This window comes from Spirosoma arcticum (genome assembly GCF_054779955.1).
Genome location: NZ_BAAGXG010000017.1, coordinates 66,058 through 88,716, shown reverse-complemented (window position 1 = coordinate 88,716; position 22,659 = coordinate 66,058). Strand labels below are relative to the sequence as shown.

The window sequence follows — 22,659 nt, the reverse complement described above, 5'->3', positions numbered from 1 at the left end:
TTTATACGTGAAGTGTGTTCTCCTCTGCCGACTGAATCTGGTAAATCTGCTGGTAATACCCCGGCTGACGGGCCAGTTCGTCGGCGGTTCCCTGCTGCACGATTCGGCCATTTTCCAGTACAAAAATGCGGTGCGCCTGTTGGATGGACGCGATGCGGTGCGAAATAATGATGGTCGTTTTTCCCTGCATGGGTTCGGCCAGTGCCTCAAAAATGGCGTGCTCGGTTATGGCATCGACCGCCGAGGTCGTGTCATCGAGCACGAGGATGTCGGGGCCGGCCAGCAACGTTCGGGCGAGGGCGACCCGCTGCTTTTGCCCGCCCGACAGCGTGACGCCGTTTTCGCCCACCACGGTTTGGTAGCCGGCCGGGAACTTGTGTTTCATCTCATGGGCCTGCGCCGTGCGGGCCGCGTCGTCAACGGCTTCGAGGGGCGCTTCGGGGCGGGTGTAGGCGATATTACCCTGAATGGTAGTCGAGAAAAGAAATGCTTTTTGCAGGGCCACGCCGATGCGCTGACGCAGAAACCCACGGGCGTAGGTCGTGCTGGTCTGACCGTCGAGCCGGATTTCACCCGAATTCGGCTCATACAGACGCAGCAGCAGCTTGATAATCGTTGATTTGCCTGAACCCGTTGGCCCAATCAACGCAATTTTTTCGCCCGCCCGGATGTAAAACGAAACGTCGTGGAGGGCGGGTTCGGCATCGGGCGTGTAGCGGAATGTGACGTGGCTGAACGCAATGTCGCCGTTGAGGTGACCGACCGTTTCAGCATCGGTGTCCTGCTCCACGGGCGCGTCCAGAATGTCGGCAATCCGCTCCATCGCGACGAAAGCCATGCCCAACTGCGAGAGTAGCCGCCCGATTTCGCGCATCGGCCAAGCAATCTGCGTCACATACGCAAAAAAGCCGAGTAGTTCGCCGATGGTAATGCGTTGGGTAAGCGCCAAATAGCCACCCGCCAGCACCGAAATGGTTATTTGCAGGTTGACCAGGAAGTCTGATAGCGGGTGGTACAGGCTGTGCAGCGACACCTGTTTGAGGCCCATTGCGCGTTTCCGGCGGTTTTGCCGGTCGAACCGCTCAATTTCGTACTGTTCATTAGCGAAAGCGGCCACCGCCCGGATGCCGTTCAGATTTTCCTGAACCATGTTACTCAGCCGGTCGGCCTCGGCTTCGTGTTGCTGCCAGATCTTCTGCTCGCGGTTGAAAAAAACGTAGCCCAGCAGGCCAATCACCGGGATAAGCATCACCGAGATCAGGGCGTATGGCCAGTTCAGCGTACACATCATTACAAAGCTAAACAGGAGCATAAACGACAGCCGGAAGACGGCGTTAATCTGCTGACGGAAGAAATTCCGCACCGTGTCGATATCGCCCGTGCATCGCTGCACCAGTTCACCTTTGGACACCGTTGCCAGGTGTTGCAGAGGCACTCGCTGGATGTGGGCAAACATCCGATCCCTTAGTCGTTTGATAGCCTGCTCCGTAGACGATTCTTTCATTGCCGACGACGCAAACAGAAAGCCACCCCGAACGAATGCAATCAGCAAGTAAATCACGGCGAGCCGCATCAGAATCTGGTTGAGGTTGTCGGGCGTCAGGGCGGGCAGCAACCCGTAGAATGCTTGGGAGCCGAAGTCAGGCGCAAAGCCGCCCTGTTTGCCACCCGACCTCAGGAAGACATACACGTTATCGACCAGCACCTGTAATACTTTAGGTTCAAGGCTGCGGGCGGCCATTGAGGCCATCAGCAGGAGCGCCGAAACGGCGTATGCCCTGCCGTACGGCCCCAGTACGCGCAGCAGGGCGTTAAGATTTTTGTTCAAATGCGGTGGCTATTGGTATCAATACGGGAACAAACGTATGACCAGGATGTCAGAAATAGATTAGCGATTGGTTAGGCTTCCTTGTGGGCGGCTCCTCATCGTTTTTTTACAAACGCCTAACGCAACGGACATACAGCGTAACCAACTTGCCTGCTCATTTCATATAATCCGTTTGCTAACTCATTGTTTATGAAAACGAAACGCATCAACGTGTTGCTATGCGGGCTGCTTATTGCCCTCTGTTTTGCCTGCGGAGGCCCGGACCAACAGGCTGATGGCAATCCGAAAAAACTTCGGTTTGGGTTGCTGGTGTCCGAAGAAACTGAGCAAACTTTCGAACGGATGGAAATACTTCAGGCGTATTTTTCGGAGAAGTTGGGCCGGGAGGTTGAATTTCTCCAGATGAGCAATACATCAGCTATTATCGAGGCTATGCGGGCCAACAAGATTGATGTGTCCACGGCCGGTGCGTTTACCTACCTGGTGGCCTCGAAGACGTTCGGAGCCGAAGCCATCGCCACCACCAGGGCTACCGACGGCAACCCGCGTTATTACACAAGTTGCCTGATTACCAGCTCAAAATCAAGCCTGCGCAACATCGACGACGTAATTAAAAACGCCAAAAACATTACTCTTTCCTGGGCGTATCCGACCTCTACGTCGGGCCATTTGGTACCGCGCTATTACCTGCAGCAGCGAGGCATCATGCCCGACGACTTTAAAGAAGTATTTACGTCGACAAATCACACGGCTACGCTTTTTTCTGTACTATCGGGCAAAGTTGACGTGGCGGCTATTACCTATGCGCTGATCGACCGATTTATCAAAACGGGCAAACTAAAAAAAGGTGATCTGCGGATTATCTGGGAGTCGGAACCCATTGCCCCCAGCCCGGTTTTTGTCCGCAAGGGGTTAGATGAAGGGTTGAAAAAACGGATTCAGCAAGCGTATCTTGACGTATCGAAAGGAAACCCTAAAGCAATGAAAGCCCTACAGTCACAATTCACCTACGGCGTAGGCTACATCCCGGTAAACGACTCGTTTTATCAGCCCCTGCGCGACATGGCCAACAAAGTTGAAGGGTTGACGTTAGAAGAATAAACCATTGAAGACCTGATTGATAGAACCTCCGGTGCAGTCCTACCAGTCAGGTAATGCGGCTTTTACACTACATTTTCCGTTCATGAAACTACTGCTCATTTCTAATTTCAGCGACATCCCCGACGAACATCATGTCTTAAACCTGCTGTTCTGCGAGGGACTTCAGTATTTTCATTTGCGGAAGCACGATTACACGGCCCGTCAGATGGCCCGCTACATCGAGCGGATTGCCGAACCCTTCCGGCCGTATGTGGTGCTGCATTCGCATTTTGAACTCATCGACGAGTATGGGCTGCGGGGGGCGCATTTTACCAAGAAATACAGCTACGACGAGTTCCTACAGAGCCGAAATTTATCCGCCACCAACGACCGACTCTTCAACCACCTCAGCTTTTCGCTGCATACCATTCCGGAGATCAAGCGGATGCCGCCCATTTACAACTACCTGTTTCTGAGTCCGGTATTCGACAGTATTTCTAATCAAGGCTACAACAGCAAGTTTCGGGTTGACGAGTTACAGCGTTTTTTGGGTCATAAAAATGGCCACCCCGAAGTTATTGCTCTGGGTGGCATTACGGAAGAAGTAGTCGATGATGTGTTTAACGTGGGCTTCGACGGAATGGCCCTGCTCGGTTACATCTGGACCACGTTTGAGCGGACCCACGACATTCCGCAGGCCGTCAAACGGTTCCGGCTCATTAAAAGCCTGATCAAAAACCGGATTGAGACAACTGAGCCGATTGTGAACGAAGAGTTGTAAACTGGCTTCCTGCGTACGGATTGTATATTTTCACAAACCGACTTAACCGACAGCACTCATGAACATATAATACATTTCAGACGCATAGGGCCGACGGTGATTCCGATTGAGGACTGGAAAATACCAGGAGTTGAAGGAACTGGAAAAACCTAAGAAGAAACCGTCTGATTATTTTGGCACATTTAGTCAGGACAAAGGAGAAAAATATCAAGCGTATATAACTCAGAGCCGTAACGAGTGGGACAGAGATATTTGATTGACACCAATGTAGTCATTGGAATACGTCGGTCGCGCAACACCCAAGATTTTCAGCACATCGCCGGTCTGAATTGTGTCAATCCGCACGAGTTGTAAGTACTCGTTCGCTAACCGAACCCTAACAAACGTCTTAATCAGGGCTAATACGCCGGGCCTACCTTCGCTGTAGAATCTGGCTGATATGATAGACGTTCGAGAGATTACCAAATCGACCAAAGACGGGGTGCCCATTCTGAAAGGCATCAGCTTTAAGGTGAAAAAAGGCGAGTTCGTGGGCATCCTCGGCCCCAGCGGAGCGGGTAAAACCTTAACCATGCGCTGCCTGAACGGACTCACCAAACCCTCCAGTGGCGAGGTTGTATTCACTGACAATCAGAATAACCTCATTAGCCTCACCCATGCCAAAGGCCGCGAACTGAAACACGCCCGGCAAAAAATCGGGGTCATCTTTCAAGGCTTCAACCTCGTCAAACGGCTGTCGGCCATTGACAATGTGCTGATTGGGCAGTTGGGTAACATAAATCCGCTCCGCAGCATTTTCTATGGCTTCACCGATGCCGAAGCCACGCAGGCCCTGGCCGTTCTCGACAAGATGCGGATTGCCCATCTGGCCCACCGGCAGGTGGGTTCACTGAGCGGGGGTGAGATGCAGCGAGTGGCCATCGCACGGGCCATTTTCCAAAACCCCGTAATTCTGCTGGCCGACGAACCCATCGCCAACCTCGACCCCACCAACGCCCGCAAGATCATGAAACTCCTCCAGCCCCTGGCCGAGGAGATGCCTATCATTGGCGTGTTTCACCAGCCCGATGTGATTATGGAGTTCTGCACACGCATCATTGCCATCAAAGACGGCCGAATTGTGCGCGACGGCGACAATAAAATGACTCGCGACGAACTTGTTGACCTCTACGGAGCCGAACTGTCGGAGATTGAAACGGCGCAGCGAAGCATCCCAACCCAACCGACTCATGAAGGCAACCCAAACCTGGTCGTACAGCCGCTATCGGCGTAAGCAAACCCTACAGGCTTGGGCCGTGCTGGCGGGCCTGGCGTTCTGCGCCTACTGGGCAGGCGTATCGTGCAAAGTGGATTTTAATGCGCTTCGGCTGGGTATTCCCAAAGGGCTTGAGTTTCTTGGGTTTATGTTCCCGCCCGACTGGAACGCATTTTCGGCCATGCTCAAACCCGCCGTCGAAACGGTGCTGCTGGCCTTCTTAGCGACGGTTTTCGGTGCCGTTCTCTCCCTGCTGTTCGGGCTGGCGGCAGCGGCCAACATTGCGCCCAAATGGCTACGCAACACGAGTCGATTCGTCCTGGCCACCGAGCGTTCGCTGCCAGAAATCATCATGTTGCTACTGCTGATTTCGGCGCTGGGGCTGGGGCCATTTCCGGGCGTGGTGGCCATGTCCATCGGTTGCATTGGTATGCTGGGGCGGCTATTCAGCGACGCCATTGAAGAACTTAACCCCGCTACGCTCGAATCGATCCGGTCGGTGGGGGCGGGCCACGCGCAGGTTATCTTCTACGGGGTACTGCCCCAGGTGCTGCCTTCGCTGATTGCCAACAGCATCTTTCGCTTCGAGGTCAACATCCGGTTGTCGGTGCTACTGGGAGCAGTAGGCGCGGGCGGTATTGGCTATCAGCTATATTACTCATTCCAGACGCTCCAGTACCAGCGAGCTACTACCGCCATTCTCATCACCTTAGTGCTGGTGTTTTTGTCGGAGCGGATGTCCTCGTTTTTACGGAAGCGATATGTCCCGGAAGTGAAACTATGAACAAGCCGTTTTCTATCGCACTGCTGGGCGACTATAACCCGGCCTATGAGCCACATGTCAAAGCGGTCGAGGTGTTGCAACAGTGGCAGCTTTCGGTTCCGTTCTCATTTACCTGGATTCCGACCGCGCAGTTAGTGCAACAGCCGGGGTCAGTATTGGCCCATTTTTCGGGTGTTTGGGCGGGTTCGGGGCCGTATAAAAGTAAAACCGGCGTGCTGAACGGCATTCGGTACGCCCGCCAGAACAACATTCCGTTTCTCGGCACGTGCAGCGGCTTAGGCTATGCCGTGCTGGAGTTTGGGCAGCACCTGTTCAATCTTGCTTCCGTTAACCACCCCGACGAAGGCGTAACTATTTCCACCGAACACCTTTTTCTGGAAAAACTAACAGCCTGCGGACTGGGCTGGCAGGACATCGCTTTTTCGACCGTACCGGGAACGCTCACCCAGCAAATTTACGGAGCCGCCAACCTCGTCAACGAACGGTCGCATTGTAGTTACGGACTGCATCCGGCCCAGGCCGACGTGTTTGCCCAAAACGGCATGATTGTGTCGGCCCGCGACGCAACCGGCGAAGTCAAAATGCTCGAATATAGCCCCAACGGCCTGTTTCTGGCTATGCTGTTTTATCCGCAACTGAATCATCAACCCGGTCGGCCCCATCCGATTTTGCAGGCGTTTCTGCAGAAAGCCGCCGAAACATCACATCGCCATGCAACTTACGCTTGATAAACAATACCTGCCCTCCGAACGATACCGGAAGCGGGTGACCTACTTTGTCCTCCTTTCTGTAGCTGTGGTTGGGCTGAGCACTTATTTCGACTTCAAGCCGCTGCTCCTTTTCACCGATTTTCATTACTTGGCCGAACTCGTCGGCGAGATGGTACCGCCTAATTTTGAGGTGCTCTGGCAGAAAAAGAAGATCGTTACGTCGATTCTGCAAACCATCTCCATGGCCTTCCTCGGCACGTTGCTGGGCAGCACGGTAGCGCTGGGACTGGCGTTTCTGTCGGCCCGCAACACCACGCCCCACCCCACGCTGGGGGTTGTGGTTCGTGTGATGCTCGCCGTCGAGCGGGTCATTCCAAGTTTGGTTGTTCTGCTGATTTTTCTGATTTCGGTCGGGCTGGGGCCGTTTGCCGGGATGATGTCGCTGGCGGTCGGCACAGTGGGTATGTTCGGAAAATTATTTGCAAATGCCATTGAGGGCGCTGAAAAAGAACCCATCGACGCGGTGTATTCGGTGGGAGCCAGTAAGGCGCAGGTGATCCGGTTCGCCGTCATTCCACAAGTGCTGCCCTCGTTTATCGCCAACCTGTTCTACGCTTTCGACATTAACCTGCGGGCGGCCATCGGTCTGGGCGTTTTTGGTGGGGCGGGCATTGGCTACGAAATCAGTATGGCTATGCGTCTGGTCCGCTACCGCGACGCGCTGGGGCTTATTTTCTTCACCATCATTCTGGTCTTCGCCGTCGAGAAAGTGTCTGATTATCTGCGCAGCAAAGCATTAGGACAAGACACATTAAAGTAAAATAATCCACTCGCTCCGCCCATTTTACAACCTGTGTATGAATACCCACATCCTGACCAACGCCCGTATCATCACGCCTACCAACAACTTCTTAGGTTCAGTTGTCATCGAAAATGGCCTGATTACCGATGTCATGCCCCACAAAACGTACCGGGAAGGCGAAGACCTCAGCGGTATGTGGCTGGCTCCGGGCTGCATCGACATTCACTCGGATTACTTAGAGCGCGAGATTCACCCGCGCCCTGGTGCCAACTTCCCAATTCCAATGGCGTTTCACTTCATGGATCAGCGGGCTGCGGCCTGTGGTTTGACTACCGTGCTGAGTGCCATCAGTTTTTCGGAAAACGAAGGGATGGGGCGCAATTTCGGCCACGCCATCGACCAGTGCCGCCAAGTAGACAGTCTGCGCAAAACAGGCCTTGTCCGGCACTTCGTTCACGCCCGCCTTAACCCGAATACCGACGCAGTGCTGGCTTACTTAAACGACATGAAGGCCCTCGAAAGCCTGAAACTGGTGGTATACAACGATGCCATTCCGGGGCAGCGGCAGTTTGCGTTTGATGATCTGGTCGTGAAACGAGCCAAACTGAAAGGCATCAGTGAAGAAGAATCCCGGCAGATGTTGCAGCAGAAAGTAGATGAACTAAGCCAGATTAACCAGCGCGGAGCCATTCAAGCCGCTCTGGAAGGCGTTTTCCCGCTGGGCAGCCACGACGATACAACCGTTGTCCACGTGGACGAAGCTCACCACTTTGGTGCAACGCTCTCCGAAATGCCAACAACCTTGTTGGCGGCTCAACGGGCGAAGGAATTAGGAATGCTCGTGTGCATGGGGGCACCCAACTATGTGCGGGGCGGGTCGCACTGTGGCAACCTGTCGTGCGTAGAGGCTATTGAAAAAGACTTGGTGGACATCCTTTGCTCGGACTATCACTTCCCGACCATGTTATCGGCGGTATTGATGATGATCCGCGACGGCATGACGCCGAGCCGGGCCATTAACTTTGTATCGCTCAATCCGGCGAAAACTTTGGGTATGGACAGCACCATCGGCAGCATCGAAATTGGTAAAGAAGCGGACTTAGTGGCTTTCCGGGGCCGTGAGACTTACGCCGACGTAGGCAGCGTCTGGGTGCGGGGCCTGCGCAAATTTCAGGCTGCTACCGAGGGCATTGTCAGCCCAATGCTTAGCGCGGTATAATCCGTAACTTACCCACTCATTCCATTCCTTCAGTAGCTATGGGTAAACTACACGATCATATTAAGCCCGAACACCAAACGTTTATCGAAAAACAACACGTGTTTTTTGTCAGCACTGCCCCATTAAGCGAAGACGGGCGGGTTAATCTATCGCCGAAAGGTCTCGATTGTTTTCGGGTATTGTCCGAGAACCGGGTAGCCTACATGGATTTAGTCAGCAGCGGCAATGAGACGTCGGCACATACGCTCGAAAATGGGCGTATCACCCTCATGTTCTGTTCATTTGCCGGTTCTCCTTTGATTCTGCGGTTATATGGGAAAGGGTTTGCCGCGTTACCGGGAACAGAAAGCTGGGAACTGTATGCATCACAGTTCACCATTTACCCCAGTACGCGCCAGCTTATTGTGGCCGACATCGACTTAGTGCAAACCTCCTGTGGGTTTGGTGTGCCGTTGTACGAATACGTAGGTGAGCGAACGATTCACTTCGATTGGGCCGAGAAAAAAGGAGAAGCCGGGCTTCAGAAGTACGTTCAGGAGAAAAATTTAATTAGCCTCGATGGATTACCGACCGATTTGGGTATAAAATCCTGACCTGGCTACTAATCAACGAGATCAACTTTTATACAATGTTGCTTTTCCACGTCAGCGAGCAACCCGATATTACCCGGTTTGACCCCCGACCAGCCCCTGACCCCAGTTCGGGGCTGACGGGACTGATGGTCTGGGCCATCGACGATGCGCATCTGCACAACTACCTGCTGCCCCGCGACTGTCCCCGCGTCACGTTTTACGCCAGCCCCAACAGCCACCCCGACGACGTTGCCCGGCTACTCGGCGGCACCGATGCCGACTATGTTGTTGCCATTGAAGCCGCCTGGTTTAAGCGTGTACTGGGTCAGACGATGTACCTGTACACGTTTTCGCCCGAACTATTTACACTGATCGACGAGGGCGCGGGTTATTACATTGCCAGACAGCTTATTATACCACAGTACGTTACGCGGCTGGATAATCTGCCTGATGAATTGTTCCGGCGTAATGTCGAACTACGCGTCATGCCATCGCTGTGGAAATTACGGGATGCCGTCGTAGAGTCAAGTCTGCAATTTTCACTGATTCGGATGCGGAACGCGGAACCGAGGTCTTTATCGGTTGAGAACGGCTTAGTAGGCTAATCAGCGTCAATCACTCCTGCAGCAGGGTTATAAACCGCGCCCCACTCTCTGCCAGGGGCGTGTCGTTATTCAGCACGATCAGGTTTGGATGCTCTACGGGGGCGATTAGCCGGGACCGCTCGATACGGCGTTCAATCTCGCCGGGCGTTTCGCGGCCCCGTTCGGTCAGACGCTGGCGCAGCACATGGGGGCTGACGTTGATCAGTAGCACGCGCATTTGCGGAAACCGGTTTGTAGCCGTAGTCAGGTACTCCCGCGAACCATTCACCACCACGTTAGCCCCGGCATTCATCCATTGAACAATCTCAATACCAATTCCGTAACAATTCTGGTGACTTTGCCAGTCGAGCGCAAACAGGCCGAGTTCCCGACGTGTGCGGAACTCGGCCATACTTAATTCAACATGATTTTCGCCCCCTGCATCCATCGGGCGAGTGATGTAGCGGTGGGCAAACAACACAGGCTGTTCACCGGCCATCTGCTGGCGGGCGTAATTCATCAGCGAATCTTTACCCGATCCCGACGGGCCGATGACGTAAAACAAGTTGCCTTGTGGCATAAAGCAGACTAACGGCGGTTATTTGTCAGAATCGTCGTAAGGAATAGTGTTGTCGTGACGGCGTTCGGCGACGGCACTGCCCCCCCGGTTCACGAACCGTTTTGCACCTTGTTTGGCGCTTTTCACGATGTCGAAGGCATCGTACAACTCGCCCGTAGCCGTGAAAGCCTGGTATTGGAGGGTGTTGCCGTCTACCCGAATGACCTGAAACAACTGCGTATTTTCGGCCTTCCGTTCCAGTTTTGCCTCGTACTTATCCCAGGCGTCTTTCTTGAAGGTGTACATCTTGCCACCACTCACCGAGACCACATAAACAGTTCCGGTCTTGGTATCCCGGGCGTTGGTACCCGCAACCACATTCTGGGTCGTTGGTCCCGATATGCCCCGTGCGTAGGTATGATCGTGGCCTTGCAGCACCAAATCAACACCATACTTATCGAACAGGGGTTTCCACATATCCCGTAGCTTTTTGTTATCCCGTTCATTGGCCGTCGAAAAAATAGGGTGGTGAAACGTGGCGACGGTCCATTTGTTGGGGTTGTTGGCCAGCAGCGAATCCAGCCAGACGACCTGCTCGGCCTGCTGCCGGTTCGAGTTCAGGGCAATGAATCGAACGCCTTGGTAGTCGAAAAAATAACTCGTTTCTTCCAGACCCGCCAGGCCATTTTGGGGCAGCGTGAACTGGGGCCTCCACTGTACCGACAGTCCGGACTCTTTCTTGGCTTCGTCAGCCGCTGTGACGGGGCGGTATTCGTGATTACCCGGAACCGGAACGCTGGGCAACATCCCATGAATCCAGCCACCCGCCGTAAACCACTCGTGCCACTGCCGCTCGCTATGGGCTTCGGACACTAAATCACCGGCGTGGATAATAAACCGGGCGTCGGGAGCTTTGCTGAACCCCGCCCGGATCAGCCGCGACCAAAGTTCGAATATATAGTTCTGCGCATCGCCGACGTATAGAAACGAGAACGGTTTGGCCTCCTGACTGGCCGTGCGAAACTGAAACCATTCGCTCCAGTGCGTACCGTCGCCAACGCGGTAAGCATACAGCACGTCGGGTTGCAGGTCGGCAAACGTGGCCGAATGGTAGTTTACCACCACCTCAGCCCCTTTCACCGCATCAGCGTTCAACCGCTCAGTTTTGGCGTTCATTCGTTTGGCGTTGCGCATGAAGCGCGGGGCCGCATCGGCAACGCCAATTTCGGCCACGCTTTGCTGCACGGTGGTGTCGGTCCGCCAGGTTACACTTTGCTGCGTTGCGGGGTCACCAGCAAAGGTCAGGATTACCCGGTCGGGCTGTTCAGTGGGCAGGGTCCAGCGTTTAGGAAACACTGGCTTGTCGGGGTGAGCGTACTGCTGGGCAAAGCCCGGCGTTGTCAGACAAACGAACAGGGCGGCTGCCCGAAGCAGTTGGTTGATTTGGTTCATGGCAATAAAAGTAGAAAGACTGGCGAGCCGGAGCACCGGCCGGTCCTAAAGACCTTACAGGGTTGGTAAACTTACAAATTCAGCGACACGCCTAAGAAATAACTCCGGCCCGTCAGGTCATGGCGGTCGTAGCGGCTGGTACGGCCCTGATAGCCGGCTTCCGATGCGTTGGTCAAGTTACGGATCTGGGCCAGAATGCGTAGTTTCTTGCCATATAGAAACTGGCTCGCCGTCACGTCGTAGGTGGTCCGGGCGGCATCATACCGGTCGAATTCGCTTAGGGATACGCCCGCGGCAATGGCCGCTGTATAGCCGGCAGCGTTAGCAGCTTCGGTCAGATAGGCGCTGCGGTGGCTGGTGGCAAATCGGAACTCGAAACCCCGCTTCTGGTAGTACAGAGCCGCATTGTACACATTGCTGGCCTGCCGGAACAGGGGCAGGTTTTCGCCCGGGCGGTTAGGCAGCGATACTCGTGAGCCAATCAGGGCGAAGTTGGCACTCAGGCCCAGCCCCTCCAGAAATTTAGGCAGGAATGTAAACGCCTGATCGTACGTAAACTCGACACCGTATAAGTCGGCAGCGTCGGCGTTTACATTCTGGGTCACGGTCAGTTGCTCAAATGTCCGGCCGTCGTATTGCGTGTTGCGAAGAATATCCTGAATCCGGTAAATCTGATTATCGATACGCTTGTAAAAACCACCCACGGCGATGATGCCACCGGAAGAGGAATAGTTCTCAAACGATAAATCGAAGTTGCTCGACTCATACGGTTTCAGGTCGGGGTTTGCCAGCGAAAGCGACCCGGTAAACACGGCCGGGTTCGAAGTAGCCGCATAATTGAAAACCGACGTGGCTGATAGCGTTGCGTAATCGGGGCGACCAATGGTGTTGGTCCAGGCAGCCCGAATCAGGAGCTTCGACGTTACGTTGTATTTGAGTTGTACCGATGGCAAAAGATTCGTATAAGTGTTGGTTAAGAACACATTCGATGGCGTGATTCGGTTGCGAAACTGGCTCGTCACGGTCCGGTTTGATTCGGTGGTGGTTTGCTCCAGCCGCAGGCCGGCAATGAACGTTAGCTTACGGAAGTCGATGACCGTCATCGCGTAGCCCGCCAGTACCCGTTCGCTGTTGTTGAGGTCATTGACGTACAATTGCTGCTGGGTGACCAGTGTATCATAAATCAGTTTCGACCGGTCTTGAATGACGCCGGGTGTTTCGACGAAAGCCTTGAATCTATTCACCACGCCATGCACAAAGGGCTGAGCACCACCCTGAGCCGGAACCGACACCGGGAAGTAAAACGGCGTCAGTGAGTACGCGTTATCGTTGGCAACCGTAACGCCCCCGAAGCTCAAATCATACGAATCCCGTGAGCGGTCGACCACCTTGGCGCGGTCGCGAAACCGGCCGCCAAACTTGATGTAGGCGGGTATAGACCCTAATTTGGTGTCGTAGCGAAGATCGGCACTGATTTCTTTCAGATTTTCTTCGATAGTGCCGTCGGTAAAGTTCAGGTTGCGGAGTTTATAGATTTCCGGGTTGCTGGCAAAAGCCGGATTTTCGGGCAGAATCTCAAAGAAATACGGAGCCGTGTTATACTTTAGCGACAGTTGCGGCTCGGTGGCGGTAGGGTTCTCGAAAGTCGCGTCGAAGTTGTTCAGGGCGGTCGCTGCCCGCGAATACGTGCCATAAACGTCGGTCGATAATTTGCCGAAGCGGTTGCGGGTGCCGAACGTATAGCTGGTTAGGTTCTCGGTTTCGTCGGTGTAAGCCTGATCCAGTTCGCCCGACCCCCGCGCAAACCGGCCGGTCGTTGCGGTCTGTTCTAAGGGCAGGGCCGAGCCAATCTGCATGGTTAACTCAAATTCCGAGTTCTTCAGCACTTCCCGCGTGCGGGTGTAGAGCGTCTTGAGATAGACCGAGTTTTTATCCGTTGGGCGGTACTCGAAATCGGCCGAGATGCTGGCCCGGTCGCGCTCGATGTCTTCAATCTGGAGTTCGATCTCGTTGGGATAAAAATACTTGTTATACACCCAGCCGTCGGGGTCAAGGATGGACGCGCTGTAGTCCCGACGAAAGAAATTGGCCGATACCACCGCGCCGAATTTTTCCTGTTTGCCAAAACGCTTACCCGCCGTGACAGCCGCCCGGAACGGCAACCGGGTACGGTCGAAACCCGACAGGTCGACCTGCTGGGTCTGCACTAAGCCGTCGAGCGAGAGGACCATAAACGGTTTTTTGCGCTCAAACGCCGAGATGGTGTTGATGTTGACCGTACCGCCAATGGCGTTACCTTCCATGTCGGGCGTATTGGTCTTGATGACTTCGATACTCGAAATGATTTCGGTCGGCATCAGGTCCAACGGCGTGGCGCGGCTGTTGCTGGTCGAGGCTAAGTTGGTGTTGTTGAGCGTCACGTTGTTAAGCGACGGCTGCACTCCCCGGATGGACACAAACTGGCCCTCGCCCCGGTTGGTTTCGATGTTTACTCCGGCTACGCGCTGGGTGGCTTCAGCCACGTTGATGTCGGGCAACCGGCCCAGATCGTCGGTCGTGATAACCTCGCGGGTGTTGAGCGACTGCCGTTTGCGGCTAATGGATTCAAGCTGGCTCCGGCGCAGGCCCGTCACAACCACTTCGCCTAATTCGGTCGATTGGCTTCTGAGACTGCTGTTGACCCGCACCTCCCGCCCTCCGGTCACGGTGACGGGGGTTTCTGTCGATGTGTACCCTAAACTGGAGATAGCCAGTACCTGACTACCAGCCGGCACCCGCGTCAGCAGATACGTGCCATCTGGATTGGTAGCCACGCCCAGCAGCGTACCCTTCACCATAACCGTAACACCGGGTACGGGTTCGCCATTATCGGCATCGGTAATGACGCCCCGGACGATCCCGACGCTCTGGGCCATGAGTGGCGTAGCGGCCGTTGTCAGTAGCAGGATCAAAATCGAAAGACAGGCCGATGGCCGCCCAAACAGAGAGCGAGCATTAGAGATAACTGACTGAAGTACAAGTAATTTCATGCGCATCATTACAGGTTAGTTAACCCTGCAATATTACTCGGCGCGTGTTAGACAATAATTAGCAGTAGATTACGATTTCCGTTGGCAGATTATGTCAATATGATGAATTAGTTTACGAACGTGCGATCATAACAGCTAATCTCATCTGGCTAACACCCACTCAACAGGCAACTCGGGGCGGTCGGCCTCGACCGCTGACCAGATGAGTCGTTCCAGCGTCAGGCCCGCCCGGTCGATGGCATCGGCCGGGGCTAGGTTGTGGAAGAATCGGTAATGGACAAATAAACTGGCGAAAGTGTCGCCCGTGCCGCTGAAGGGGCGGGCGTAGTAAGCGTACGAAAAGTCAGTTCGGGTATCGGCTTGCAGCCACCGGTTGACGATCCGGTCGTCGCAAATAATACCCGTCACGATGCTTTCCAGCGCAGGGTATCGCTGGCGAAATGCACTCAGATACGGCTCCGGCTTGGTTAAGTCAATATCGTGCCGGTAGCCCGACAGCAGGGCCGTTTCGGTCAAGTTGGGCAGGGCCAGATTAGCGAAGGGTAGTAGTTGATGCCAGGAGTCAATAATGTTGTCTGCCACGTAAGCCCGGCCGTTATCGCCACAAACCGGGTCAATGAGCACGAACCGGACCAGGTCAGCAAAGCGGGTCAGCGCGTCGGCAATGATACCCGCCTGATTGACACTGCCCAGATACCCGACGTAAACCACCAACTGGTAACCATTCTGGCGGGCCATCGTTAGGGTGCTGTTCAACAAATCGGCGAACGGAACGGCGTAACGCTGGTGACCCGGCATATTACCAATGCCCGACAGCAGCAAGGTTGGTACGGGCAGGGCGCGGGTGCCCAGCACACTCATGACCATCTTCAAACCGGCGTTTCCGTTAACGGGCAGACTATTAATAGCCAACACTTTAAGCGTATCCATTTTAGTTAGGTTACGGAAGTTGAGCCGTTATCATCACCCCAAAATGATCGCTGGGGTAATTATCCGCTTTGTCCGGTACGTCGAGTACAACACGGGCTTCGTTGATAACCACAGGCAGCTGGCTGGCGGACGTCACTAAAAAAATGAAGTCGATGCAACGGCCGGAGTTGAGCTGATTGCCGGTACGGTCGGGCATGGTGTAACCGGGTTGGTTTCCATGGCCGAGTTGATAGGCGTTTCGCACAGAAACCGCCGGATGGTTCAACAGAAACTGGATTTCGGGAGAGTGGGCTTCAGCGTTAAAATCACCGCACAGGAATACGGTAGAATCTGGATTAGTCAGGGCCGGATGCCCCAGCAAGGTGCTTATCTGCTGTTTTCGAAGCTCTGACTGCCCGCGCAAGTGCGTCAGGTGCGTATTGATAATGAGCACGGAGATGCCATTGACGTTGAGCCAGGCAAGCTGAGCCAGCCGGTCGATGTCGTCGGGATGCGGGGACAAGGGCAGCATGTCGGTTTTTAGGATCGGTACCTTCGACAGGATTCCGAGCCCGGACTCGCTGTCAGTCAGTTGCCCTTCAAACAGCCGGACCTTGCGCCGGGCCGGGGCGAAGGCGTAGTGCATATCCAGCGCGTTGGCCAGTTCGCGGCCCGTGTCGGCCCCATTGACCCGGAACACCTCCTGAGCCGCAATCACATCGGGTTGCAACGCGCTCAGTTGCGACTTAAGCAGGGTCAGCCGTTGCCGGTAATTCCCGTCGCATTTCCAGGTATTGATCGTAAGCAGGCGAAAAAAATTGGTCATCGTTAAAAGTCTTTTTCGCCGTACTCCGTTTTGACCGTCCTGGCTTTTTTGCCCGAATCGTTGAGTGAAATGTTCAGCCCAATTTGCAATACCCGGTCGTATTTACGGTAGTCGGTGCTGCTGAAAAACAGCGGAGCCTCGGTGACAATCGTTTGGACATTCGAGTTGAACACGTTGAGCATTTGCAGGTTGACAGCCCCGCGTCCGCCCGGCAGCGCGTACTTCAGACCCATGTTCGACAGCAGCAAGTCTGAATCCCCACCTTGCACCGTTACCGTGCGTGAGAGGTAGGTCAGGTCCCACTGAAACCGCAGGTTATCCGTGAAATCAAGCGAGGTGTTGGCCGTCAGGTTGTAGTTCAGGCTGTTGCTGCTCAGGTCACGGCCGTCAGCCACACCCCGCACGGCAAACTGGTAAACGTTACCCGACAGATAAGCCTTCCAGCCCGGCAATAGCTTAACGTCCGCAATGCCTTCCAGCCCCACCGACGACGCTACACCCGCGTTAGAATAAGTCCGGCCCAGAATCGTGCGGTTGTAAATCGTGTTGATCCGGAAAATTTTGTCTGTCACCCGGTTGTAATAGCCCGTCAGCGTCAGCAGGGCACGGTCCCCACTCCGACTGAACGACGTTTCGATAACGCTGGCGAGTTCAGGCCGTAGGTTCGGGTCGCCGGTTTCAATGGTTTCGGCGTGGCGGTGGTTTTGAAACGGAGCCATCAGCTTGGTAGTCGGGCGGTCGATGCGCCGGGTGTAGGCCAGCCGGATTTTTTGTCCCTTGGTCAGTGTCCAGAGCAGTTGCGCCGACGGGAATAGGTTGAGCGCGTCGTAGCGGAAGGGTTGCTTGCCCAGCCGGTGTGTCAGGTTGCGGTCGGTATATTCGGTTCGCAGCCCGGCGTTGTAGGCTAACCGCTTCGTTTCGCCGTTTAGCTGTACATAGCCCGCCGTGACGCGCTGGGTCAGGTCCATCCGGTCGGCAAACAGCGGATCGTTAACGAACTGATTCGTGGCTAAATTGAGCCGTTCGAACGAAAAATCGCCCACGTGCCGCAACGACCGGTATTGCAGGCCCATTTCTAACCGCCGTTTATTAGGCAGGGGAAGGATGTAGTCGGCCTGCCCGCGCCAGCCCGTCAGCGGGCTGCGCTCATCAGAACGTTCAAACAGGCTGATTCCCGGGCTGTTCTCGCGAGTGTCGCGGTTGGTCAGCGGCCCGCCCAGCACCGAATACTCGTACAGCCCCAGCACAGTCAGTTTACTTTTATCGACGAATGTCCGGGTGAAGTCGAGGTTATACGCCTGAAACGACCCCGACCGCACAAACAGGTTCTGGTTGAAAAACTCCTGCCGGGGCGTTCCCCACTGCCGGTTGAATAGGTTGAGCGACGACCCTGTCTGCACAAACTCATCATAATGCAGGTTGGCCGTGCGGTCGGCCTGTTTGTAACCGGCATACACGCCAACATTAAACGACGTGCGGGCGTTGGGCGTGAAGCTGGCCCCGGCTCGTCCGGCGTACTGATAGTCTTTGTAGTTACGGATGCCTGCGGAGGGCAGATAAGTCAGCGTATCGCCCACGAGGGTACGGACTTCGCCTACCCGGAAGCCGTTGATGTCGTAGCGCCGGTAGTCGCCCCCCACGTAGGCCGTCCAGCGTTTAGCAGTATAAGTCAGCGTCAGGTCGCCCCCGTAGCGCGTGGGGGTGATACCGCCGAAAAGCGTGTTGCCGATCACACTCCACCCCTGCCCGACGGGCGCTTTGGTAACGATGTTGATAATTCCCGCCCGGCCTTCGGCATCGTACCGGGCCGAGGGCGACGTGATAATCTCGACATTCTCAATCAGGTTGGCAGGTAGTTGGGCCAGCACGTCGGCGGGGGCGCGGGTGGACGGCTTCCCGTTGATGAGCACCAGAAAGCCCGTGTTGCCGCGCAGAGCAATGGCTCCTTCGCTGGTGACGGTCACGTTGGGCATCCGCCGGAGCAGGTCCAGGCCGGTTCCATTGGCTGCGTTCTGAAACGACTTAGCCGCCACAACCTGCTTGTCGATTTGCAGGGTAACTGTTGCCAGTTCGCCTTTCACGATGACCTCCTTTAAAGCCTTTTCTGACAGTAGCAGCAGCACCACCGGCAACCGAACCGAAGCACTACCTGGTTGCCGGGTGGGGAAAATGGTTTCGGTCTGATAACCCATGAACTGCACCGTTAGCCGGGGTGACGGATCGGCCACGTTCGGCACGGTGAACTCTCCACCTGCGTTGGTAATGCCCCCCGTCAGCAGCACGGAATCGCGGCTCCAGACCTGCACGGTGGCGTACTCGACAGGCTGGTTGGTTTGCCGGTCGCGCACTTGCCCGGAGAAGGTTATGGACTGGGCCCATGAAGAGAAGCCAGTTAACACAACAAGGGAGCTTGTCAGAAAACGATCGATTAATAGACCTAAACGCATAGAGTGAGGTTAGTGATCCGGCGATAAAAATACTGAATTTGATGCGATACAAGCCAACCTCATCAACCCGTGGCCCTGGCTTAAGTTTAGCCCTGCTCCTCAAAAGATCCCATCTTCATCAAGTTCTTTTCAGAAAGTCAAAATCGGCTAACGAAATCCTAACAATATCCTTAAACTACTGAAAATCAACCATTACTCTTACTGGTTATTCCGAGATAAACAAGTAAAGATTCTATTACAGATTCTATAGCGATTGTCACAAACAGATAATTACACCCTCATCCAAGCCTAAAACAGGCCGGATACTTTTGTTAAGCATTTTCAGAACACACGATGCATTGATTATCAACAATTTAACGCTGAAAAGCCGATAAATTAACCCAACATGAAAAACCAGTTTACCCTACGAAGAGCAACTCCCCGCGCGTGGCTGTGTAGCGTGTATGGACCACTGATCGGCCTGCTGCTGATGAGTGGTACAGTGCTGGCGCAAAGCCGCCAGGTGAAGGGCAAAGTAGCCACCGCAGCCGGAGCCGGTCTGCCCGGTGTGAGCGTAGTTATCAAAGGCACGAACACCGGTACGACTACCAACGCCGAGGGCGATTACGCGCTGTCGGTAGCTGATGAAAAAGCTGCCCTGGTGTACTCATTTATCGGCTTTGCCAATCAGCAAGTTGTGGTTGGCAACCGAACGGTGATCGACGTCACCCTCTCTGAAGACGCGCAGCAGCTTGGCGAGATCGTCGTAACGGCCCTCGGCATCAAGAAAGAAGCCCGTACCATCGGCTACACCACACAACAGGTGCAGGGAACGCAGCTCGTGAAAGCCCGCGAACCGAACCCAATTAATTCGCTGACGGGCAAAATCGCCGGTCTGACGGTCGCTCCCTCGGCTGAATTACTGGGCAAGCCGACCCTAATTCTGCGGGGTAGCACCGAGATTCTATTTGTGGTGGACGGCGTACCAATCAACTCCGACACCTGGAACGTGTCGTCGGACGACATCGAGACCTACACCGTGTTGAAAGGGCCTAACGCAGCCGCGCTCTATGGCTTCCGGGGGCAGAACGGCGCCATCATGATTACGACTAAAAAAGGCTCGAAAGACAAGCGCAAATTCGCCGTCGAGTTTAATTCAAGTACCATGTTTGAGCCGAGCTACTTAGCACTCCCGGAGCGGCAAAGCCGGTACGGTTTTGGGGCCAACTATCAGTATTCATACGCCGACAACCTCTACGACGACGGCAATGTGAACCGCCGGTCCAACATCTGGGGACCGCGCTTCGACGGCCAGCCGGTGAAGCAGTATGACAGTCCGTTTGGGGCCGATGGCAAGCGGATTCCGACACCCTGGATTGAGCGGGGGGCCAACAACTTCCGCGATTTCATGGAAGTAGGGATGCTCTCGACCAATAACGTGTCGATTTCGAGTAGCACCGACAAAGCTGACGTCAGGATCTCGGTCTCGAACAACTACCAGAAGGGCATGGTGCCGAACACCAGCCTGAACATCACCAACTTCAACCTGACGACAGGCGTTAAATTCTCGGACCGGCTGTTGCTGGAAGGAAGCCTGAACGTAAACCTTCAAAATACACCCAACATTCCCGAAGCTACGTCGGGACCGGAAGGGTACACGTATCAGTTGCAGGTCTATGGCGGCAGTCACTGGGCCATGTCCGATATGCGAGACTACTGGAAAGGGCCGCAGGGCAAAGTGGGCGTGACGCAGTATTACAGCGAATATGGCCGGAATAACAACCCCTATTTCATGGCCTACGAGTGGCTGCACGAACACCGCAAGACCGACATCTACGGTTACACGCGGTTGAGCTACAAAATCAATGACTTCATGAACGTGGCCGCCCGAACTCAGATCACGACCTGGGGCCAGTTGCGGACCGAAAAACTGCCTTTCTCGGCCATCACCTACAAAACCCCCGACATCCGTCAGGGCGATTACCGCGAAGACCAGCGCGATTTGTTCGAGAACAACACCGACCTGCTGATTAATTTCGATAAGGAAGTGGTAAAAAACTTCCGCGTCAACGCCAGCCTGGGTGGCAACATGCGGTTGTTCCGCTACAATTCGAGTTTCGCCACCACCGATTTCCTGATCGTGCCGGGCGTGTATGCCTTCTCGAACTCGAAAAATCCGGTGCGCGGCTTTAACTTCCGGTCCGACATGGCTGTGCTGAGTGCCTACGCTACGGCTGACTTTTCGTACAAGAACTTTCTAACGCTGGGCGTAACGAGCCGAATCGATAAAGTATCGACGCTATCGGCCAGCAACCGCGCTATTTTTTATCCATCGGTGGCCCTCAGCACGGTGGTTTCGGATTACGTGAAACTGCCGCAGGCCATTACATTCATGAAGCTGCGCGGCTCGTGGGCCAACGTGCGCGGGGGGCTGACGCAGTCGAACATCGGCACGGCCTACCGCGCCGTGACGGGCCGGAACATATCGACTCTGTTCGGCTATGGCGAAGACGTGCAGACGGCCTACGACGGACCGAGCTATGAGAACCAGAACCAGTATGACATCACCACGAACCTGTATAACAACCAGCCGCTGGCTAACTACTCCGGCACCATCGCCAACCGCAATCTGCTGAGTTTTACGGTACAGTCCTACGAGTTTGGTCTGGATGCCAAGTTCCTCCGCAATCGGCTCGGGCTGGACGTGACGCACTTTACCTCACTCAACGGTCCGCAGATTTTCCCGCTGCCGGTAGCCTCTTCGACTGGTTACAGCAGCCGGACCATCAACGGCCTGACGACGCAGAAAGACGGCTGGGAAGTGTCGCTGACCGGCTCAGTCCTGAAAAATCCGAACGGCCTCAACTGGGACGTGATGACCAACTGGTCTACGTATAAAGAGAAGCTGAAGGAAATTTACGACAACGAGCAGACGCTTTATTTGTCTGGCCCGGACCACGTCTTCAGCATCGGCGACCGGCTTGATGGCTATTACAGCTACAACTACCTACGCAGCCCCGATGGGCAGGTTATCTACGCGGCTACGGGCCTGCCGCTACAGCGCCCCGCCGGTACGCAGTATAAGCAACTAATGGGCTACACCAATCCCGATTATGTATGGGCCATCAACAACCAGTTCAGCTACAAAAACTTCAACTTCAGCTTCCAGTTCGACGGGCGCGTGGGGGGTGTGATTCGTGACCAGGTTTTTGCCTACCAGATGAGTTCGGGCAACGCCCAGGAACTGGTAGAAGGCGCCTACGGTGCCGCCCGCGACAAAGAATGGGAAAGCACGGCCCTCGGCACTAAAGCCGCCACGCCCGCCTACGTGGGGCAGGGTGTGCAGATTGCCAATGGTGGCGTGGCGCAGTTCAACCCCGATGGCAGCATCAAAAATATCAACGAGTTGACGTTTGTGCCAAACACTAAAGCGACTACCGTTCAGACCTACGCCGTGGGTGTTTATGGCTCCGGCATCGAGGAAGAATATATGATGAGCAAGACCTACGCCAAGCTGCGCGAAGTCATCATCGGCTACACCCTGCCGACGAACCTGTTGCCTAAGTTTATCCGGGCGGCTTCGGTATCGGTGGTGGGCCGGAACCTGCTCTACTTTGCCGAACGCAAAGATTTCGACCTCGATCAGTACGGGATCGGCTTCAACGCAACGAGCCGCAGCACGCTTCGGAACCCCAGCCTGCAATCAGCCACCACGCGCCGGTTTGGTATTAATCTAAACCTGACATTCTAAGCTAAATAGAACCGCACCGGCGGCCCGGGCAGGTTGTCATGATGATTATGGTCAATCATGATTAATCATAACCATCATAAAAATCTGCCTGG

Annotated in this window: 17 protein-coding genes; 10 read left to right on the top strand and 7 right to left on the bottom strand. The window is 54.8% G+C overall.

Features of this window, described 5'->3' with window-relative positions; translation table 11 throughout:
- Position 1: 1 nt before the first annotated feature.
- The gene (locus tag ACYVHB_RS27140; protein ID WP_461055031.1) at positions 2-1,828 is read right to left on the bottom strand and encodes an ABC transporter ATP-binding protein; all 1,827 of its coding nucleotides are present in this window, start codon (positions 1,826-1,828) and stop codon (positions 2-4) included.
- A gap of 189 nt (positions 1,829-2,017) precedes the next feature.
- Here ACYVHB_RS27140 and ACYVHB_RS27135 point away from each other — a divergent pair, with 189 nt between their 5' ends.
- The 9 genes from ACYVHB_RS27135 to ACYVHB_RS27095 all read left to right on the top strand — a co-directional run bounded on the left by ACYVHB_RS27135 (position 2,018) and on the right by ACYVHB_RS27095 (position 9,636).
- Positions 2,018-2,929, top strand: coding sequence for a phosphate/phosphite/phosphonate ABC transporter substrate-binding protein (locus tag ACYVHB_RS27135; RefSeq protein ID WP_461055030.1), 912 nt, complete (start codon positions 2,018-2,020; stop codon positions 2,927-2,929).
- A gap of 82 nt (positions 2,930-3,011) precedes the next feature.
- The gene (locus ACYVHB_RS27130) at positions 3,012-3,689 is read left to right on the top strand and encodes a thiamine phosphate synthase (protein ID WP_461055029.1); all 678 of its coding nucleotides are present in this window, start codon (positions 3,012-3,014) and stop codon (positions 3,687-3,689) included.
- A 439-nt stretch (positions 3,690-4,128) separates the two neighbouring features.
- Positions 4,129-4,962 (top strand): phosphonate ABC transporter ATP-binding protein, encoded by an 834-nt coding sequence (locus ACYVHB_RS27125; RefSeq protein WP_461055028.1) that lies wholly within the window; start codon positions 4,129-4,131, stop codon positions 4,960-4,962.
- A complete protein-coding gene (gene phnE, locus ACYVHB_RS27120) occupies positions 4,919-5,728 on the top strand; it encodes a phosphonate ABC transporter, permease protein PhnE (protein WP_461055027.1) in 810 nt (269 codons plus the stop codon). Before ACYVHB_RS27125 ends, phnE (ACYVHB_RS27120) begins: the two co-directional genes overlap by 44 nt.
- Positions 5,725-6,456, top strand: a complete 732-nt coding sequence (locus tag ACYVHB_RS27115) for a glutamine amidotransferase-related protein (protein WP_461055026.1) — start codon at positions 5,725-5,727, stop codon at positions 6,454-6,456. Before phnE (ACYVHB_RS27120) ends, ACYVHB_RS27115 begins: the two co-directional genes overlap by 4 nt.
- A complete protein-coding gene (gene phnE, locus ACYVHB_RS27110) occupies positions 6,440-7,258 on the top strand; it encodes a phosphonate ABC transporter, permease protein PhnE (protein ID WP_461055025.1) in 819 nt (272 codons plus the stop codon). The genes ACYVHB_RS27115 and phnE (ACYVHB_RS27110) overlap by 17 nt, the downstream gene beginning before the upstream one ends.
- Before the next feature lie 37 nt (positions 7,259-7,295).
- Positions 7,296-8,459 carry an alpha-D-ribose 1-methylphosphonate 5-triphosphate diphosphatase gene (locus ACYVHB_RS27105; RefSeq protein ID WP_461055024.1) on the top strand — a complete coding sequence of 388 codons (1,164 nt, stop codon included), beginning with the start codon at positions 7,296-7,298 and terminating at the stop codon, positions 8,457-8,459.
- A gap of 38 nt (positions 8,460-8,497) precedes the next feature.
- Positions 8,498-9,052 (top strand): pyridoxamine 5'-phosphate oxidase family protein, encoded by a 555-nt coding sequence (locus tag ACYVHB_RS27100; RefSeq protein ID WP_461055023.1) that lies wholly within the window; start codon positions 8,498-8,500, stop codon positions 9,050-9,052.
- 35 nt (positions 9,053-9,087) lie between these two features.
- Positions 9,088-9,636, top strand: coding sequence for a DUF6886 family protein (locus ACYVHB_RS27095; RefSeq protein WP_461055022.1), 549 nt, complete (start codon positions 9,088-9,090; stop codon positions 9,634-9,636).
- Between the two features lie 10 nt (positions 9,637-9,646).
- On the opposite strand, the gene phnN is transcribed toward ACYVHB_RS27095, so the two are convergent.
- The 6 genes from phnN to ACYVHB_RS27065 form a co-directional block, all read right to left on the bottom strand.
- On the bottom strand, positions 9,647-10,195 hold the full coding sequence (gene phnN, locus ACYVHB_RS27090) for a phosphonate metabolism protein/1,5-bisphosphokinase (PRPP-forming) PhnN (protein ID WP_461055021.1): 549 nt from the start codon (positions 10,193-10,195) through the stop codon (positions 9,647-9,649).
- A gap of 18 nt (positions 10,196-10,213) precedes the next feature.
- Complete coding sequence (locus ACYVHB_RS27085) at positions 10,214-11,626, bottom strand: purple acid phosphatase family protein (protein ID WP_461055020.1); 1,413 nt, start codon at positions 11,624-11,626, stop codon at positions 10,214-10,216.
- A gap of 71 nt (positions 11,627-11,697) precedes the next feature.
- Complete coding sequence (locus ACYVHB_RS27080) at positions 11,698-14,655, bottom strand: TonB-dependent receptor (RefSeq protein ID WP_461055019.1); 2,958 nt, start codon at positions 14,653-14,655, stop codon at positions 11,698-11,700.
- A gap of 141 nt (positions 14,656-14,796) precedes the next feature.
- A complete protein-coding gene (locus tag ACYVHB_RS27075) occupies positions 14,797-15,585 on the bottom strand; it encodes a bifunctional hydroxymethylpyrimidine kinase/phosphomethylpyrimidine kinase (protein ID WP_461055018.1) in 789 nt (262 codons plus the stop codon).
- Between the two features lie 10 nt (positions 15,586-15,595).
- A complete protein-coding gene (locus ACYVHB_RS27070) occupies positions 15,596-16,390 on the bottom strand; it encodes an endonuclease/exonuclease/phosphatase family protein (protein WP_461055017.1) in 795 nt (264 codons plus the stop codon).
- A gap of 2 nt (positions 16,391-16,392) precedes the next feature.
- Positions 16,393-18,837 carry a TonB-dependent receptor gene (locus ACYVHB_RS27065; protein WP_461055016.1) on the bottom strand — a complete coding sequence of 815 codons (2,445 nt, stop codon included), beginning with the start codon at positions 18,835-18,837 and terminating at the stop codon, positions 16,393-16,395.
- A 385-nt stretch (positions 18,838-19,222) separates the two neighbouring features.
- Between ACYVHB_RS27065 and ACYVHB_RS27060 the strand changes: the two genes are divergently transcribed.
- On the top strand, positions 19,223-22,567 hold the full coding sequence (locus ACYVHB_RS27060; RefSeq protein WP_461055015.1) for a SusC/RagA family TonB-linked outer membrane protein: 3,345 nt from the start codon (positions 19,223-19,225) through the stop codon (positions 22,565-22,567).
- Positions 22,568-22,659 lie beyond the last annotated feature (92 nt).

Coding starts and splice junctions, on each gene's coding strand:
- ACYVHB_RS27135 (WP_461055030.1), top strand. CDS start 2,018: ATGAAAACGAAACGCATCAACGTGTTGCTATGCGGGCTGCTTATTGCC.
- ACYVHB_RS27130 (WP_461055029.1), top strand. CDS start 3,012: ATGAAACTACTGCTCATTTCTAATTTCAGCGACATCCCCGACGAACAT.
- ACYVHB_RS27125 (WP_461055028.1), top strand. CDS start 4,129: ATGATAGACGTTCGAGAGATTACCAAATCGACCAAAGACGGGGTGCCC.
- phnE (WP_461055027.1), top strand. CDS start 4,919: ATGAAGGCAACCCAAACCTGGTCGTACAGCCGCTATCGGCGTAAGCAA.
- ACYVHB_RS27115 (WP_461055026.1), top strand. CDS start 5,725: ATGAACAAGCCGTTTTCTATCGCACTGCTGGGCGACTATAACCCGGCC.
- phnE (WP_461055025.1), top strand. CDS start 6,440: ATGCAACTTACGCTTGATAAACAATACCTGCCCTCCGAACGATACCGG.
- ACYVHB_RS27105 (WP_461055024.1), top strand. CDS start 7,296: ATGAATACCCACATCCTGACCAACGCCCGTATCATCACGCCTACCAAC.
- ACYVHB_RS27100 (WP_461055023.1), top strand. CDS start 8,498: ATGGGTAAACTACACGATCATATTAAGCCCGAACACCAAACGTTTATC.
- ACYVHB_RS27095 (WP_461055022.1), top strand. CDS start 9,088: ATGTTGCTTTTCCACGTCAGCGAGCAACCCGATATTACCCGGTTTGAC.
- phnN (WP_461055021.1), bottom strand. CDS start 10,195: ATGCCACAAGGCAACTTGTTTTACGTCATCGGCCCGTCGGGATCGGGT.
- ACYVHB_RS27085 (WP_461055020.1), bottom strand. CDS start 11,626: ATGAACCAAATCAACCAACTGCTTCGGGCAGCCGCCCTGTTCGTTTGT.
- ACYVHB_RS27080 (WP_461055019.1), bottom strand. CDS start 14,655: ATGAAATTACTTGTACTTCAGTCAGTTATCTCTAATGCTCGCTCTCTG.
- ACYVHB_RS27075 (WP_461055018.1), bottom strand. CDS start 15,585: ATGGATACGCTTAAAGTGTTGGCTATTAATAGTCTGCCCGTTAACGGA.
- ACYVHB_RS27070 (WP_461055017.1), bottom strand. CDS start 16,390: ATGACCAATTTTTTTCGCCTGCTTACGATCAATACCTGGAAATGCGAC.
- ACYVHB_RS27065 (WP_461055016.1), bottom strand. CDS start 18,837: ATGCGTTTAGGTCTATTAATCGATCGTTTTCTGACAAGCTCCCTTGTT.
- ACYVHB_RS27060 (WP_461055015.1), top strand. CDS start 19,223: ATGAAAAACCAGTTTACCCTACGAAGAGCAACTCCCCGCGCGTGGCTG.